Source organism: Xanthomonas sp. LMG 12461 (assembly GCF_009192935.1).
GTDB classification, from domain to species: Bacteria; Pseudomonadota; Gammaproteobacteria; order Xanthomonadales; family Xanthomonadaceae; genus Xanthomonas_A; species Xanthomonas_A sontii.
This window is the reverse complement of the sequence record NZ_NQYT01000070.1, coordinates 16,750-33,860: the sequence shown is the minus strand read 5'-3', so window position 1 is coordinate 33,860 and position 17,111 is coordinate 16,750. Positions and strand designations below refer to the sequence as shown.

At 68.1% G+C, this 17,111-nt stretch carries 9 protein-coding genes and 1 pseudogene; 7 read left to right on the top strand and 3 right to left on the bottom strand.

What is annotated here, in order from left to right; all coding sequences use genetic code 11:
* Window positions 1-101: 101 nt before the first annotated feature.
* From groL to CEK68_RS17400, 5 genes and pseudogenes are all read left to right on the top strand, one after another.
* Window positions 102-1,748, top strand: a complete 1,647-nt coding sequence (gene groL, locus CEK68_RS17420; protein ID WP_010340980.1) for a chaperonin GroEL — start codon at window positions 102-104, stop codon at window positions 1,746-1,748.
* A 1,018-nt stretch (window positions 1,749-2,766) separates the two neighbouring features.
* Window positions 2,767-5,526: a TonB-dependent receptor gene (locus CEK68_RS17415; protein WP_193314242.1), complete on the top strand. Its 2,760-nt coding sequence runs from the start codon at window positions 2,767-2,769 to the stop codon at window positions 5,524-5,526.
* Between the two features lie 457 nt (window positions 5,527-5,983).
* Complete coding sequence (locus CEK68_RS17410; protein ID WP_150409731.1) at window positions 5,984-7,057, top strand: 3-deoxy-7-phosphoheptulonate synthase; 1,074 nt, start codon at window positions 5,984-5,986, stop codon at window positions 7,055-7,057.
* 321 nt (window positions 7,058-7,378) lie between these two features.
* A pseudogene (locus tag CEK68_RS17405) lies at window positions 7,379-7,486 on the top strand (LysR family transcriptional regulator); the annotation flags it as partial.
* A 92-nt stretch (window positions 7,487-7,578) separates the two neighbouring features.
* Entirely contained in the window at window positions 7,579-7,893 is a 315-nt protein-coding gene (locus CEK68_RS17400; RefSeq protein WP_152182756.1) for a GIY-YIG nuclease family protein, read from the top strand.
* A 469-nt stretch (window positions 7,894-8,362) separates the two neighbouring features.
* On the opposite strand, the gene CEK68_RS17395 is transcribed toward CEK68_RS17400, so the two are convergent.
* The gene (locus CEK68_RS17395; RefSeq protein WP_150409733.1) at window positions 8,363-9,883 is read right to left on the bottom strand and encodes an acetyl-CoA hydrolase/transferase family protein; all 1,521 of its coding nucleotides are present in this window, start codon (window positions 9,881-9,883) and stop codon (window positions 8,363-8,365) included.
* Window positions 9,884-10,167: 284 nt separating this feature from the next.
* On the opposite strand from CEK68_RS17395, the gene CEK68_RS17390 reads away from it, so the two are divergent.
* On the top strand, window positions 10,168-12,483 hold the full coding sequence (locus tag CEK68_RS17390; RefSeq protein WP_226977944.1) for a hypothetical protein: 2,316 nt from the start codon (window positions 10,168-10,170) through the stop codon (window positions 12,481-12,483).
* Between the two features lie 279 nt (window positions 12,484-12,762).
* Here CEK68_RS17390 and CEK68_RS17385 read toward each other — a convergent pair whose 3' ends face one another.
* On the bottom strand, window positions 12,763-13,641 hold the full coding sequence (locus CEK68_RS17385) for a LysR substrate-binding domain-containing protein (RefSeq protein WP_152240143.1): 879 nt from the start codon (window positions 13,639-13,641) through the stop codon (window positions 12,763-12,765).
* A 164-nt stretch (window positions 13,642-13,805) separates the two neighbouring features.
* On the opposite strand from CEK68_RS17385, the gene CEK68_RS17380 reads away from it, so the two are divergent.
* Entirely contained in the window at window positions 13,806-15,350 is a 1,545-nt protein-coding gene (locus CEK68_RS17380) for an MFS transporter (RefSeq protein WP_152240142.1), read from the top strand.
* A 200-nt stretch (window positions 15,351-15,550) separates the two neighbouring features.
* Here the strand turns inward: CEK68_RS17380 and proP are convergent, their stop codons facing one another.
* Window positions 15,551-17,032: a glycine betaine/L-proline transporter ProP gene (proP, locus tag CEK68_RS17375; protein WP_152240141.1), complete on the bottom strand. Its 1,482-nt coding sequence runs from the start codon at window positions 17,030-17,032 to the stop codon at window positions 15,551-15,553.
* Window positions 17,033-17,111 lie beyond the last annotated feature (79 nt).

Below are 17,111 nucleotides of genomic sequence, written 5' to 3'. Positions count from 1 at the left end.
TCAGGCGCCTTCGTCGCCCGCGATTTCCGTCCCGTCCCGACCGCCCGCTCTTGATCTGCCTATTCCCTGTTCTCCATTCCCTATTCCCGAGGTAACTCAACATGGCTGCCAAAGATATCCGTTTCGGTGAAGACGCCCGTTCGCGCATGGTGCGCGGCGTCAACATCCTCGCCAATGCCGTCAAGGCCACCCTGGGCCCGAAGGGCCGCAACGTCGTGCTCGAGAAGAGCTTCGGCGCGCCGACCATCACCAAGGACGGCGTCTCCGTCGCCAAGGAAATCGAACTGGCCGACAAGTTCGAGAACATGGGCGCGCAGATGGTGAAGGAAGTCGCCTCCAAGACCTCCGACAACGCCGGCGACGGCACCACCACCGCCACCGTGCTGGCGCAGGCGCTGATCCGCGAAGGTTCCAAGGCGGTCGCCGCCGGCATGAACCCGATGGACCTCAAGCGCGGCATCGACAAGGCCGTCGTGGCCGCCGTGGCCGAGCTGAAGAAGATCAGCAAGCCCACCGCCGACGACAAGGCCATCGCCCAGGTCGGCACCATCTCCGCCAACTCCGACGAGTCGATCGGCAACATCATCGCCGACGCGATGAAGAAGGTCGGCAAGGAAGGCGTGATCACGGTCGAGGAAGGCTCGGGCCTGGAGAACGAGCTGGACGTGGTCGAGGGCATGCAGTTCGACCGCGGCTACCTGTCGCCGTACTTCATCAACAACCAGCAGAGCCAGCAGGCCGACCTGGACGACCCGTTCGTGCTGCTGCACGACAAGAAGATCTCCAACGTGCGTGACCTGCTGCCGGTGCTGGAAGGCGTGGCCAAGGCCGGCAAGCCGCTGCTGATCGTCGCCGAGGAAGTGGAAGGCGAGGCGCTCGCGACCCTGGTGGTCAACACCATCCGCGGCATCGTCAAGGTCGTGGCGGTCAAGGCCCCGGGCTTCGGTGACCGTCGCAAGGCGATGCTGGAAGACATGGCCGTGCTGACCGGCGGCACCGTGATCTCCGAGGAAGTGGGCCTGGCGCTGGAGAAGGCGACCATCAAGGACCTGGGCCGCGCCAAGAAGGTGCAGGTCTCCAAGGAGAACACCACCATCATCGACGGCGCCGGCGACACCTCGGCGATCGAGTCGCGCATCAAGCAGATCAAGGCGCAGATCGAGGAGACCTCTTCGGACTACGACCGCGAGAAGCTGCAGGAGCGCGTGGCCAAGCTGGCCGGCGGCGTGGCGGTGATCAAGGTCGGTGCCTCGACCGAGATCGAGATGAAGGAAAAGAAGGCGCGCGTCGAAGACGCCCTGCACGCGACCCGTGCGGCGGTGGAAGAAGGCGTGGTCCCGGGCGGCGGCGTGGCGCTGGTGCGCGCGCTGAGCGCGATCGGCGAGCTGAAGGGCGCCAATGAAGATCAGACCCACGGTATCCAGATCGCGCTGCGCGCGATGGAAGCGCCGCTGCGCGAGATCGTCACCAACGCCGGCGAAGAGCCGTCCGTGATCCTCAACAAGGTCAAGGAAGGCAGCGGCAACTTCGGCTACAACGCCGCCAACGGCGAGTTCGGCGACATGGTCGAGTTCGGCATCCTGGATCCGACCAAGGTGACCCGTTCGGCGCTGCAGAACGCCGCCTCGATCGCCGGCCTGATGATCACCACCGAAGCGATGGTGGCCGAGGCCCCGAAGAAGGAAGAGCCGGCCGCTCCGGGCGGCATGGGCGGCGGCATGGGCGGCATGGGCGGCATGGATTTCTGATCCAGCCGGCCTCGGCCGACCTGTTCCACGCAGTCGAAAGGAGCCCCGCAGCGATGCGGGGCTCTTTTTTTGTGTCGGCGGCATGGCGGCATGCCGATGCGTTTGTCTGCGTGTTCGTGCGCCCTGGCCAACGCCGCGGCGCATCCACGGATCGCGCCGCGGCAGAACCTGCTTTACCGAGCGTCTGTAGGGCACTTTGGTAAAGACGGCGTAGCCATGTTGCAGGAGCGGCTTCAGCCGCGACGAGGCGCTGCCGGGAATGCCTGTCGCGGCAGAAGCCGGTCCCGCGAGGACAACGGCGTTTCTCGCCGAGCTGCGGTAAGCAGCGAAGCGGGTCATGGAAGCTGCCTGTGCCGGGCTTGTGCGATCTCCCCGACCGAGGTGCGGCACAGGCGTGCCAGGCGGCAGTGACCCAACCGGACGGATGCGAGTGCAGGCTTCGCTCCATGCGCCTCAAACACCACGAGACGCTGCGCGCCGGACCCTTGCCCCAACCCCTCTCTCAACGGAAGAGGGGCACGCGATCGCGATGCGCATGCAGCCCATCGTTGCCCAGCAGCGTCTCCGCCAGAGGTGCGGCTGGCACGGCCTGCGGTGGCGATACGGCGAGAATCGACGCGCTGCGCGGCGAATCGCGCACAACGCGCAATCGTCTACAAGTGCGCTGTAGCCGCGTGTTGACAGCGTTGTCAGCGCCATGCAGGTTAGAAACTCACGGGCGCAGGGGATCTGCACGCCCGCATGTTCGTCCTTTTGTTTGCGTCGCGGCCGGCGCACGGTGGCGCGTGCCTGCGGCATGCGCAGCACGGTCGTGGGCGCGGCGCAGCGAAGAGGGCGCCGCAGGTCGTGTTCGCACGGCGCTGCTTCCATCCGCTGCCGGGGACACCGCATGCCACTTCGCTCATCCACCACCCTCGCGTTCGGCATCGTGCTGGCGCTGTACGGCGCTGCCGAGGCGCGCGCGCAGGACGCCGACACCGCCACGCCCAAGGCCGCCACCACCGACCTTGGCCAGGTCATGGTCACCGGCTCGCGGATCAAGCGCTCGGAAGTGGAGGGGGCCGAACCGGTGCTGACGATCAGTGCGCAGCAGATCCAGCAGGAAGGCTTCCTCACCGTCTACGACGTGCTCAGCACGCTCAACCAGCAGGGCAGCGTCGAGGCCGACACCAAGTACGGCTCGCACACGCCCAACGCCTCGCCGGTGAGCCTGCGCGACCTTGGCCCCGGACGCACCCTGCTGCTGGTCAACGGCCACCGCGTCGCCGACTACCCGCAGCCGTACGCCGGCGAGAGCAACTTCGCCAACTACGCCAACATCCCCTCCGCGGCGGTGGAGCGCATCGAGATCCTCACCGGCGGCGCCTCGGCCATCTACGGTTCGGACGCGGTCGCCGGCGTCATCAACGTGATCCTCAAGCAAGGCTACGAGGGCAACCAGGTGCGCCTGCGCGGCGGCACCGCCACCGCCGGCGGGCGCGACGTGGTCGACCTGTCCTGGGTCGGCGGGCGCAGCGGCGACACGTGGAACCTGACCTACGCGCTGCAGTGGACCCGGCGCGATCCGCTGTCGGTCGGCGAGCGGCCGAAGATGGACGACCAGGACGACGAGTCCTACAGCAACTGGACCGCGCAGGCGCGCAAGTACGGCTTCAATCCGTTCACCGGCCTGAGCCTGGTCGACGCCGGCAACAACACGCGCCTGGCGCCGCCCAGCGGCACCTGTGCGCGCTTCGGCGGCCAGTTCGTCGACGCGCAGCGGCTGAGCTACGACTACAACAGCGACACCGTGCGCAACCTCGGCGGTTACTGCGGCATGGCCCACGACTACGCCGACTGGCTGGCCGCCAGCGGCGGCGACAGCGGCTCGGCGTATCTGTACGGCACCTTCGACTTCGACAACGGCGTGCAGGCCTGGAGCACGCTGTCCACGACCAAGAGCGTCGGCTACTGGACCTACGACCCGCCCTACGTCTACCTCGGCCCGTTCCACGACACCGGCAGCGACCGCGACCTGTACGCGATCCGCCAGCTCACCCGCTACGAATCCGGCGGCTGGAAGAACCTGGCCAACACCACCAGGGAACTGTCCTGGGACCTGAGTGCCGGCCTCAAGGGCCGCCTCGCCGATCGCTTCGACTGGGAAGTGGCGGTGGGCCGCGCGCGCTACACCGTCGACGAATACGTGCGCACCGTGGACACGCAGAAGGCCACCGCCTACTTTCTCGGCCCGCAACTGGGCAGCACCGCCGACGGCACGCCGATCTACGATCTCGACGAGTCGCGCTGGTACCAGCCGCTGACCGGCGCGCAATACAACGACCTGGCGGTGAAGGCACACAACCGCGCCGATTCCTGGGTCAACCAGGCCAGCGCCAACATCACCGGCGAGCTGCTGCAGGGCTGGGCCGGGCCGATCAAGTTCGCCGCGGTCGGCGAAGTGGCCAAGCAGGGCTATCGGCTGTCGCCCGATCCCTGTGCCAACACCTGCTATCCGCTGGACGTGGTCGACTACGGCGGCGGCGAGCGCCTGCGCTACTCCGGCGGCATCGAGTTCGACGTGCCGCTGTTGTCCACGCTCAACGCCAGCCTGGCGGCGCGCCACGACCGCTACGGCGACTACCGCGCCTACGGCAGCGACCTCGGCGCGGCGATCGGCACCCAGCGCGACACCACCTGGAGCGCCGGCCTGGAATGGCGGCCGCTGAGCACGCTGCTGCTGCGAGGCAGCGTCGCCACCAGTTTCCGCGCCCCGGACATGCACTACGTGCTCGGCGAACCCAGCTCCACCCAGCAGACCGTGATCGACCAGTACCGCTGCATCCAGAAGGGCTACTACCTCACCGGCGGCTGCAGTGCCGAGAACAGCGACGTGTTCTACCTGATGCAGGTCAATCGCCGCGGCACCCCGGACCTGGAATCGGAGCATGGCCGCTCGGTCACCGCCGGCTTCGTCTGGGACATCGCCGAGGGCCTGTCGCTGACCGCGGACTACTACCGGATTCGCTTGCAGGACATGATCAAGGACCTCAACCGCGACGAGGTGCTCAGCGCCGAAGCCGGCTGCCGCACCGGCCTGACCACCGCCGGCGGCGTGTGGGTCAATCCCGGCGGCGCCGAGTACTGCGCGCGCATCCTTTCGCGCGTGGCGCGCGATGCCGACGGTCGCGTCACCGGCATCGAGCAGGGGCCGATCAACATCGCGCAGATGCACGTGTCCGGCGTCGACGCCTCGCTGAAGTACCGCCTCAACACCGCGCGCTGGGGCAACTTCAGTGTCGCCCTGGATTACAACAACCTGATCGGCTACCACGAGCAGACCTACCGCACCGACGACGACAAGAACCTGCGCGACCAGAAGATCCGCAGCAAGCTGCGCGGCAGCGTGCACTGGGAGAACGGCGGCCCGCTGGACCTGACCGTGTACGCCAAGCGTTTCGGCTCCACCCAGGCGGTGAACTGGGGCACCTGCACTCGCTTCGACGACGGCTACCAGCCCAGCCCTTCCGACGCCTGCCGCGTCACCGACAGCGGCAACCGCCACTTCGGCGAGAGCACCACGCGTTACTTCGGTCGCGTCGGCCCGGCGCTGTACTGGAACCTCACCGCCGGCTACCGCATCGCCCCGAAGATGAAGGTCAACCTGTACATCAACAACGTGCTCGATACCGTCGGCTACGACAACAAGGAGCGCTACTACGGCTACCAGTTCTACAACACCACCCTGTACGACGCGATCGGCCGCGAGGTGGCGATGGAATATGTGCTGGATTTCTGAGGGGCCGGGATTCGGGAGTGGGGATTCGGCATGCGGGATGCGCTCTAGCCCCTCTCCCTCCGGGAGAGGGGTTGGGGTGAGGGTCCGGAGCGCGCAGCGCCACGTAAGAACCCACGCGTCAAAGGCTCCTGCGCGATGACGGCGACATCATGGCCCTACCGCCGCGTTGAACCGCTTTTCCGATTCCCCATTCCCGGTTCCCCTTTCCCGGCTCCACAAGTTGCTGATGCAACTGTGGCGCTGCCGCAAACCCTGTGCTATCACTAGTTCCCATGAACGCTTCCTGCCGCAGCTTTTACTTTTGGTATTACGGTTTTCCGATGCCGCTGGCGGAGGAAGGATCGCGTTCACCCTGAAGGACACTTCAGCCGCAATCCCGAAAGCCGCCAGCGAACCTGGCGGCTTTTTTCATGCCGCCGGATCTGGCCCCCACCCAGCCCCCCGACGAGACACGCACATGGCCCCGCACACCGACGATCTGCGCATCCGCAAGATCGAACCGCTGACCCCGCCCTCCCAGCTGCAGGCGCTGCTGCCCTGCGACGAGGAGGCCTCGCAGACCGTCGCCGCCGCGCGCGCGGCGCTGCACGAGATCCTGCACGGCCGCGACGACCGCCTGGCGGTGGTGATCGGTCCTTGCTCGATCCACGACCCGGTCGCGGCGATGGAGTACGCGCAGCGCCTGCGCCCGCTGCGCGAGACCTACGGCGATGCGCTGGAGATCGTGATGCGGGTGTACTTCGAAAAGCCGCGCACCACGGTCGGCTGGAAGGGCCTGATCAACGACCCCAACCTCGACGGCAGCTTCGACATCAACAAGGGCCTGCGCCTGGCGCGCGGCCTGCTGCGCGACATCAACCGACTGGGTCTGCCGGCCGGCGTGGAGTTCCTCGACATCATCTCGCCGCAGTACATCGCCGACCTGGTGGCCTGGGGCGCGATCGGCGCGCGCACCACCGAGAGCCAGGTGCACCGCGAGATGGCGTCCGGCCTGTCGTGCCCGGTGGGCTTCAAGAACGGCACCAGCGGCGACGTCAAGATCGCGGTCGATGCGGTCGGCGCGGCCTCGCATCCGCACCATTTCCTGGCGGTGACCAAGGACGGGCAGACCGCGGTGGCGGCCACCGCCGGCAACCCGGACTGCCACGTGATCCTGCGCGGCGGCACCCAGCCCAACTACGACGCCGACAGCGTCGCCGCGGCGGCGCAGGTGCTGGAGAAGGCCGGCCTGCCGGCGCGACTGATGGTCGACGCCAGCCACGCCAACAGCGGCAAGAACCCGGACAACCAGCCCAAGGTAATCGAGGACATCGCCCGCCAGCTCGAGGCTGGGCAGACCCGCATCGTCGGCGCCATGGTCGAGAGCCACCTGCGCGGCGGCCGCCAGGACCTGGTCGCGGGCCAGCCGCTGGTCTACGGCCAGAGCATCACCGACGGCTGCATCGACTGGGATACCTCGGTGCAGGTGCTTGAGCGGCTGGCGCAGGCGGTACGCGCACGGCGCCAGGCGCGCGTGGCGCAGGCGGCCTGAGCTCGGTGGTGGGAGAAACGCACGCAGCCTGACCGGCTGCGTGCGTTGGGGGGCGGGGGAGGCCCGGAAGAGGGGCCGGACGCGCCGCCGAATGCGAAGGGAGAGAGCTTCGGTATCGACGGCTGCGTGCCGGTGATGACGTTATCCGCCCATCCGGTGACCACGGTATGCCGGTGTGTGGCAGCGGCTGGCAAGGTGTTGGCGAGGCGTTAAGACCTGTTGTCGCCGGTTCAGCGCGACGGCGTGGAAGTGGCGCGATGGGATGTACAAGCCGCGCATTGATGGGCCGGGGGCATAGCGGCGATCGCCTGCCGGACGCACCAGGCCCTGCTCGGCGCGACGCTGTTCCAGCGCCATGCGCGTGGGATCAAGTTGACCGCCGAAGATCGACAACTGGCCGATGCCGCCAGCGCAGCGTTGGCCGACATCGGGGTCTGACCGATAGGTGCTGCCCGAGTCGCATGCGCGCATGTGCGGACGCCGCTGCTGGCGAAACCGGCCACCGTGTCGATAATGCCTGCATGGCCGCCGACTCGCCCTGGTTCCTGTACCTGCTCGAATGCCGCAACGGCAGCTACTACGCCGGCATCACCCCGGACCTGCAGGCACGCTTCCAGGCGCACCTGCGCGGCGCCGGTGCCAAGTACACCCGCGCCAACCCGCCGGTGCGGCTGCTGGCAAGCCGTGCCTATCCCGACCGCGCCGCCGCCTCGCGCGCCGAGTACGTGCTCAAGCAGTTGCCGCGCGGCCGCAAGCTGGCGTTCCTGACCGCGCCCGAGACCGCATCTGGCGCCGACAACCTGCAAGCGACCGCCGAATCCGCAGCGGTGTCGTAGGAGTGGCTTCAGCCGCTCCCGCGACGGTGCCGCACATTCGCGCAGATTCTGGATGCGAGAGGACCGCACTGTGGGAGGGACTTCAGTCCCGACGTGCTGTCCCGCAGTGCTCAGCGGCACTCCAGAATCATCGGCAGCCGTCGTAGGAGCGCCTTCAAGCGCGACCTCGGGAAAACGCGTTGCGGGTGGAAGCCGCTGCTACCAGGGCGCCGACCACCCGCGCAGATGTCGGGATGGCACGGGACCGCACTGTGGGAGGGACTTCAGTCCCGACGCGCGGTCCCGCAGTACTCGGCGACCTTCCAACAGAATCATCGGCAGCCGTCGTAGGAGCGCTTTCAAGCGCGACCTCGGGAAAACGCGTCGTGGCTGAAGCCGCTGCTACAAGGGCGCCGGACATTCGCGCAGATGTCGGGATGGCAGGGCTGCAATGTGGGAAGGGCTGCATGCCCCGCTGCCGATCGGTGACTCAGCCGCCCGCGTGCATCGTCCCTGTATCCAGCCAGCGCTGGTGCCAGGACAGCGCCTCGGGCAGCAGGTGCGGGGTGTGCTTGCCGTAGCTGGCGTGCAGGGCGCGATCGAAATAGTCCTGCAGTTGCGCGCGGTAGCTCGGGTCCACGCAGTGCGCGAGCAACTGTTGCGCGCGCTGCCGCGGCGGCAGGCCGCGCAGGTCGGCCAGGCCGTGCTCGGTGACGATGATGGAGACGTCGTGCTCGGTGTGGTCGACGTGGCTGACCATCGGCACGATCGAGGAGATGCTGCCGTGCTTCGCCGTGCTGGGGCTGAGGAAGATCGACAGGAAGCCGTTGCGCGCGAAGTCGCCGGAGCCGCCGATGCCGTTCATGATGCGGCTGCCCATCACGTGGGTGGAATTGACGTTGCCGTACAGGTCGGCTTCGATCATGCCGTTCATGCCGATGCAGCCCAGCCGCCGCACCAGTTCCGGATGGTTGGAGATCTCCTGCGTGCGCAGGATGATGCGCTCGCGGTAGAAGTCGATGTTGCGCTTGAACTCCTCGTTGGCCTCCGGGCTCAGCGCGAAGCCGGTGCACGAAGCGACTTTGAGCACGCCGCTGCGCAACAGGTCGAGCATGCCGTCCTGGATCACTTCGGTGAAGGCGCTGAGGTCGCGGAAGCCGCTGCTGGCCAGCCCGGCCAGCACCGCGTTGGGAATGTTGCCCACGCCGGACTGCAGCGGCAGCAGGTTCGGCGGCAGCCGGCCCTTGCCGACCTCGTGCTGGAAGAACGCGATCAGGTGCTCGGCGATGCGTTGGCTGGTGGCATCTGCGGGCGTGAACGGGCTGTTGCGGTCGGGGCCGTGGGTGCGCACCACCGCCACGATCTTGTCCGGGTCGCAGCGCAGCGATGGTTCGCCGATGCGGTCGTCGGCGTGCAGCAGCGGGATCGGCTTGCGCTGCGGCGGCAGCGCCGTGCCGTAGTACACGTCGTGCATGCCGTCGATGCCGGCCGGCTGCCAGTCGTTGACCTCGACGATCACCTTCTTCGCCAGGTCCAGCCAGGTCTTGTTGTTGCCGACCGAGGTCGACGGGATCAGGCTGCCGTCCTCGCGGATGCCGGCCACTTCCACCACCGCGGTGTCGATTTGCCCGTAGAAGCCGAACCAGACGTGCTGGGCGACGTGGCTGAGGTGGATGTCGATGTAGTCCAGCGTGCCGGCGTTGATGCGCTGGCGCGCGTCCGGGTCGGACTGGAACGGCATGCGCAGGGCGATGCCGTCGGCCTTGGCCAGCGCGCCGTCCAGCTCCGGCGCGGTGGAGGCGCCGGTCATCAGCTGGATCTTGAACGATTGCCCCTGCAGGTGCGCCGCCTCGATACGCTGCGCCAGCGCCATCGGCACCGCCTTGGGATAGCCGGAGCCGGTGAAGCCGCTCATCGCCACCGTCTCGCCGGGCTGGATCAACGCCGCTGCGGCCTCGGCGCTGACGATGCGTTCGCGCAGGCGGGGATGGAGGATACGTTCGGCGGACATGCGGCGACCATGGCGTGGGAAGGGGAGGGCAATTATCGCGGATCGGGCCGAGGCCCGCGTTGGGGTGTGTCCCCACTTTTTGCGCCTGTCGCGTGGCGGCGCATGCGGCGCAACGGACGCAGCGATGAGGATGTACGCCACGGTGTGTGCGATGTGTGCGGCGCTTCGCGCGCCGGATCCTCACCCCAACCCCTCTCCCGGTGGGAGAGGGGCGCTGGTTTCTCCGCTCTCCTTGTGGGGTCTGGTTTGCGATGGCAGGACGCAGCGCGCATGCAGCCGGTGCAATGGAGCGGCCTGGCGGCCCTGCGTGCACCGCCACGCAACGCCGGGTATGCGCCACCGTCGCTTTCACGCGTTCCACGCCGCACCGCGGCGATAGTGCGGCGGTGCCGCTCTCCGCCCGCCCACTGACCGCCGTCCATGCTCGCTACCGGCGTCTGCCGCGCGGCTGGCGCCTGCTCCTGCGCGGCCTGCTGGTCGCCTACCTGCTGTATCTGCTGGCCGGCAACGTGTTCCTCAACACGCCGCTGTTCAACTTGGCCACCAACCGCAAGCCGGAGAAGTTCCGCATGCACACCGGGCCGGCCGTCACCGTGCTGCCCGGCTTCATCACCGCCTGGAACGTGCGCATGCGCGGCCACGTGCAGCGCAATGTCTGGCAGGTGCGTGCCGACCGCGTCAGCGCGCGCATCGCGCTGCTGCCGCTGCTGCATCGCGAAGTGCGCCTGCCGTGGATGGAAGCGGTGAACGTGATCGGCGAGATGGACCGCGTCGAGGAGATGATCCCGCCACCACCGCCCAGCGACCAGGGCTGGACGCTGCGCTTCGACGCGATCCACAGCGGCACGCTGCGCCGCGCCCGCTTCGGCGATTTTGCGGTCGAGGGCAAGGGCCACGGCACAGTCGGTTTCCTCAAGCAGTTGCGTGGTGGCCCGTCGGAACTGTTCCGCTCGCAGATCGTGTTCGAGGACGCCAGCGTGCGCTACGGCAAGCGCCAGATCGCCGACCAGGCCACGCTGGACGCGCGCTTCTCGTTCCCGCGCCACTACCGCGCGCAGGCGCCGGGGCTGCGCAAGTTGGGCATCACCGACCTGGCGCTGCGCATGCATGGCCGCAGCGTGGCCCTGCGCATCGACACCGCCGGCGACACCACCAAACTCAGTACCGAACCCGGCCTGGGCCACGTGCAGGCCGATCTGCACCTGCTGCGCGGCGCGCTGCAGCCCGGCAGCACGCTCAACTGGCGGGTGCCGCTGCATGCCGGCGTGGGCGCCACCGATCGCGGTGTGCTGACGCTGCTGCTGGACGTGGAGGGCGAGGACATCCGGGCCCGCGCGCGCCTGCCCGGCCAGGTCGATCCGCGCAGCATGCTCGATGCCGACCTGCGCATCGCCGGGCGCCAGGTGCCGTTCGACGACCTGGCGGCGTTGCTGCCGCGCACCTCCGGCCGCGTGCAGGGACGCTGGCATTTCGAATCGTTGAACTGGATCAGCGACCTGCTGGTGCGCAAGCCGTGGTTCCAGCTCGACGGCGGCGGCGACGTCGCCGCCGATCTGCAGTTGCGGCAGGGCGCGCTGCAGCCCGGCAGCCGTCTCGACGTACCCGACGTGCAGGCGGTGGCGGAGATCATGCGCGTGCGCCTGAGCGGCAAGGCGCAGGCGGTCGGCCGCATCGTCGGCAGCGCCGAACAGCCGCGCACGCAACTGGACGTGCGCATGCGCCGCTTCGCGCTGGCGCCGCTGGACGCGCCCAAGGCCAGCTTTGTCGAAGGCGAGAACCTGCAACTGGACTTGCAGGGCGACGGCGCGCTGGCCACCTTGCGCGACTCGTTGCAGGCGCGGCTGCGCTTCGCCGATGCGCGCGTGCCGGACCTGCGCGCCTACAACCGCTACCTGCCGGCGGCGCAGGTGCGTGTGCTCGGCGGCGATGGCCGGCTCAGCGGCGATCTGCAGCTGGATGCGTCCGGCCAGGTCGGCCAGGGCACCTTGCGCGTGCTCGGTCGCCGGGCGCGGCTGCAGACCGCGGGCCTGGAACTGGCCGGCGATCTCGACCTGGACGCGCGGCTGCGCCGCGCTGAGCTGCAGGACAAGCGCTTCGATCTGAGCGGCAGCACCCTGCGCCTGCAGGGCGTGCGCTACGGCACCCAGCCCAGGCAGGGCGACTGGTGGGCGACGCTGCGCATTCCGCAGGGCCGCATCGCCGCGGCGGCGCCGGTGCAGGCCGATGCGCAGGTACAGATGCAGATGCGCGACGCCGGCCCGGTGCTGGCGGTGTTCGCGCAGCACAGCGATGCGCCGGCGTGGTTGCTGAAGCTGGCCGATGCCGGACAACTGCAGGCCAGCGGACAGCTGCGCTGGCGCAAGGACGCATTGTGGCTGGATCGGGTCGCGGCGGAGAACGAACGGGTGGCCTTGCGCGCGCGCCTGCGCGTGGGCGATGCCGGCACCCAGGGCGATCTGTACGCGCGCTGGGGCGTGCTCGGCGTGGGCGTGGCCTTGCGCGGCGAACAACGGCAATGGCATCTGCTCGGCGCGCGCGAGTGGTACGACAAGCAACCGGCGTGGCTGCCGGAGGCGCCGGCGCCGGCCGCATCGCCTTAGCGCCACAGAGATCGCGTTGGGCGTGCTTCGCTGGCTGCGGGTGGATGCGCTGTGCGCCGCGCCACGCCGGCATGCGAAAGCATGCAACGCGCGTATCCCCCGCTTTATCTATTCCCCATTCCCGTCTCCCCATTCCCGCCCACGCAGAATGTACTGCCCGGTATCGTTTTGCAGTGCAGCGTGCAATGTCCAAAAAAAGCGCCCAAGATCGCCCTGCATCCCGACGTGGGGGAGGGAGCAAAGCCCGCTGGCAGTTCGCTGCAAGTGGGCTTTTTTATTTCAGTCGGCGGGCATCGCGTCGCTGCCGGAAAGTGCCTCGGGTGATTGCGATAGTTGTTGCGCTAGCGCCTCCGATGCCGGCGTTCGGTTGGCCTCGCTCCACAGCAGCCGGAAGCTGGCGTGAGGCAACGGCGGCAATCCAAAGCGCTCGTCCACGGCGACCATTCCCGCTTCCAGATCTTCCTGGGGCAGGGCGGTGATGGCCAGGCCAGCCTTCACGGCGGCACGCAGTCCCTGCTGACTTGGCGAGGTGAATGCCACTCGCCAGGGGAGATCGGCGCGCTCCAGTGCAGCGGTTCCCACCTGCCGGTGCAGGCAGGGCTTGGGCGCAAAAGCGAGCGGGACTGGCACATTCGCGGCCGGCGCGAACGCTGGCGCGGCCGCCCACACGAAGCGGGTCCGGCGCAGCAGGGGCGTTGTCGGGTCGTCCTCCAGTGCGAGTGTCACCGCCAGGTCGAGGGAGCCCGCAACGATCTGCTCGTGCAGCGCGGCATAGGTATCCACCGTCACGTCCAGCCGCACCGCCGGAAACATCCGTGCGAACCGCGCCAGCATTGGCGGAAGGCGATCGCCGACGTAGCTTTCGGGGGCACCGAAACGCACCGTGCCGGACACCGGAGAACGCCGGAAACGCCGTGCGAGCGCGTCATGCGCCTGCAGCACCTGCGTCGCATGGCGAAGAAAGTCTTCGCCGTCTTCGGTCAGGCTCACCCGGCGGGTTGTGCGATTCAGCAGTGCCGTGCCGGCCTGCGCTTCCAGTTTGCGAATGTGATGGCTGATGGCCGACTGGGTGAGGTGCAGCCGTTCGCCTGCGCGCGTGAAGCCGCCAGTCTCGTTCACCGCAACGAAGGTGCGTAACAGATCCGGATCGTAGTCCATGCGATTCAGTCCATTTTTTAATTAATTCAAGAAAATTAAATCATTTCCATCATCCATTGTGTGCTCCCAGACTGGAAGTCAGCCGCTCCCAAGCCCGAATCGACCCGCCGTGCACCGGTCGGTCCGCTCGGCGCCGCGGGCGGATGTCCCTCTAGGAAAAGCCCATGACGCACCTTCCTTCCGCGCGCAGGAACACCCTCACGCTGGCGGCCGCCTGCCTGGCTTCGCTGATGTTCGGTCTGGAGATCTCCAGCGTGCCGGTGATCCTTCCCCTCCTCGAAGCGGCGCTGCACGGCAGCTTCCGCGATCTGCAGTGGATCATGAATGCCTACACCATCGCCTGCACCACCGTGCTGATGGCGACGGGCACGCTGGCCGACCGCTACGGGCGCAAGCGGATCTTCCTGATCTGCGTGTTCCTGTTCGGCGTGACCTCCTTGGTATGCGGCCTGGCAGGGAGCACGGCGCTGCTGATCGCTGGTCGCTTCCTTCAGGGGATGGCCGGGGGCGCCATGCTGGTGTGCCAGTTCGCCGTGCTCTCGCAGCAATTCGGAGACGCGACGGCCCGTGCCAAGGCGTTTGGGATCTGGGGGATCGTCTTCGGCATCGGCCTGGGTTTCGGCCCGATCATCGGTGCCGGCATCGTCGCGTTGTGGAGTTGGGAATGGGTTTTCCTTGTGCATGTTCCCATTTCCGCGATCGCCCTGGGACTGGCGCTTGTCGGTGTCGAGGAGTCGCGCGATCCGCAGCGGCGCCGTTTGGACGTCGCCGGGATCGTCTCGCTGTCGGTCGCGGTGCTCGCCTTGGCGTGGTTCATCACGCAAGGGCCGGTAACCGGCTTTGGCAGCGTTTCGTCGCTGGCGAGTCTGATCATCGCCATCGGCAGCTGCGTCGCGTTCGTTGTGGCGGAGCGCCGCGCCGACGCGCCCATGTTCGACTTCTCGGTGTTCCGCATCCGCGACTTTTCCGGCGCCCTGTTGGGCTCGATGGGCATGAACTTCAGCTTCTGGCCGCTCATGATCTATCTGCCGCTGCTGTTCCAGCATGGGCTGGGCTACGGCAACGTGGCCACCGGACTTTCGCTGCTGGCTTACACCTTGCCGACCCTGGTGCTGCCGCCGTTGGGCGAGCGGCTGGCGCTGCGCTACCGCGCGCATACCGTGATTCCTGCCGGCCTGTTTGCGATTGGAGCCGGCTTGTTGCTGATGGCGTGGGGCAGCGGCACGGTGCGGGCCAGTTGGTTGACGATGCTCCCCGGGTGCCTGCTGGCCGGTACCGGGTTGGGGATCGTCAACACCCCGGTGACCAATACCATCACCGCGTCGGTCTGCGTCGCGCGTACCGGCATGGCCTCCGGCATGGACACCAGTGCGCGCCTGATCAGCCTTGCGATCAATATCGCGGTCATGGGATTCATCCTGGTGGAGGGCGTGTTGTCCTTTCTCCGCCGGACGCTGCCGACGGTCGACGTCACGTTGCTGCGGGGGCTGGCTGAGCGGCTTTCCGGCGGAACCGCACACGCGGCGGGGCAGGGCCTCTCCACGCCGACGGTTCCGCCCGACGTCGCGGCGGCAGCCATGATCCACGGCATGCAATGGGTGATGTTGTATGGCGGCATCAGTGCCTGGATCCTCGCGCTCTGCAGCGTGATCGTGTTCGGAAGGCGTGGCGCCGAACATCGGTCTGCCGTGTCGAAAGAGGTCGCCTGATGGACGCGCGACCGAGGCGAAGGCGCTCGGCCGGTTGCCCATGACGGAAGCGCCGCGTCCTGCGCTGCGCCCGAAGCCCGGGCGCTGGGCCGTGGATTGTCCGCGGCGGCGCGTGCACATGCGCCGCCGGCGGCGCCGCTGCGCCTCGACTGCCGCGAACCGTCGTCGATGCGGGGTGCGCGGCGCCGGTTGCGTGTGCGTCAGGTCGGCATGGCCTGCGACGGCGGTTCCGGCGACGCCGGCAGTTCCGGCCGGGTCGGATCCACGGTCAGCGGCTCGTCGCTGCGCAGCAGCGCATGCGCTTCGGCTTCGCTGGCCACCGCCGGCGGCGAACCGCGCAGCGGCAGGCCGGCGGTTTCGCGCACGAAGACCATCGTTGCGATGCCCACCACCGCCGCGCCCATCAGGTAGTACGCCGGCACCAGCGGATCGCCGGTGCGCTCGACCAGCCACGCGGTGACCAGCGGCGTGGTGCCGCCGAACAGCGACACCGACACGTTGAAGGCGATCGACAGCGCGCTGTAGCGCACCGGGGTGTAGAACAGCGCCGGCAAGGTCGACGGCATCGAGCTGGTGAAGCACACCAGCGCCACGCCCAGCAGCATCAGGCCGAGGAAGATCAGCCAGTCGTTGCCGGTGCCGACCAGCCGCAGGCACGGCACCGCCAGCACCAGCAGCGCGATGCAGGCGCCGATCACCATCGGCTTGCGGCCCAGGCGATCGCTGAACAATCCGCCGAGCACGTTGAGCGGCATCATCACCAGCATCACGATGATGATCAGCAGCAGGCCCTTGCTCTCGGCATAGCCCATGGTGACGCTGAGATAGCTGGGCATGTAGGTCAGCAGCATGTAGTCGGTGACGTTGAACACCAGCACCAGGCCCACGCACTTGAGCAACTGTGGCCAGTGGATGCGGAACAGTGCGCCCAGGCCGGGCGCGTCGTGCTCGCGCTTTTCCGCCTCTTCGGCATAGGCCTGGAACGCCGGGGTTTCCTCCAGTTTCATGCGCATGTACAGGCCGAGCAGGCCCAGCGGGCCGGCGATCAGGAACGGCACGCGCCAGCCCCAGTCGTGCAGCTGCGCATCGCTCAGCGTGAAGTGCAGCGCGGTCACCGTGGCGGCGCCGGCGATGTAGCCGCCCAACGTGCCGAACTCCAGCCAGCTGCTCATGAAGCCGCGGTTGCGGTCGGTGGAGTACTCGGCGATGAAGGTCGCCGCGCCGCCGTATTCGCCGCCGGTGGAAAATCCCTGCACCAGCCGCGCCACCAGCAACAGGATCGGCGCCCAGATGCCGATGCGCGCGTAGGAGGGGATCAGGCCGATCGAGAACGTGCCCAGCGCCATCAGGATCATGGTCGCGGCCAGCACCTTCTGCCGGCCGTAGCGGTCGCCCAGCGGGCCGAACACCAGCCCGCCCAGCGGGCGCACCAGGAACGCCACGGTGAAGGTCGCGAACGTGGCGATCAGCTGCGCGGTGGGGTTGGTGCTGGGAAAGAACACGTGGCCCAGGGTCACGGCCAGGTAGCCGTACACGCCGAAGTCGAACCATTCCATCGCGTTGCCCAGCGCCGCCGCGCCGACCGCCCGCTTGAGCATGGGTTTGTCGACGACGGTGACTTCTTCCACCTGCAACTGGCGGCGGCGCTTGAACCATCCGAAATGGGCGTGGAACTCCGACATGTCTTCTCCTGTCCTGGAACGGTGAGGTGATGACCCCCGGCCCGCACGCGTCAGGCAAGCAAGACGGAACGACAGGGCG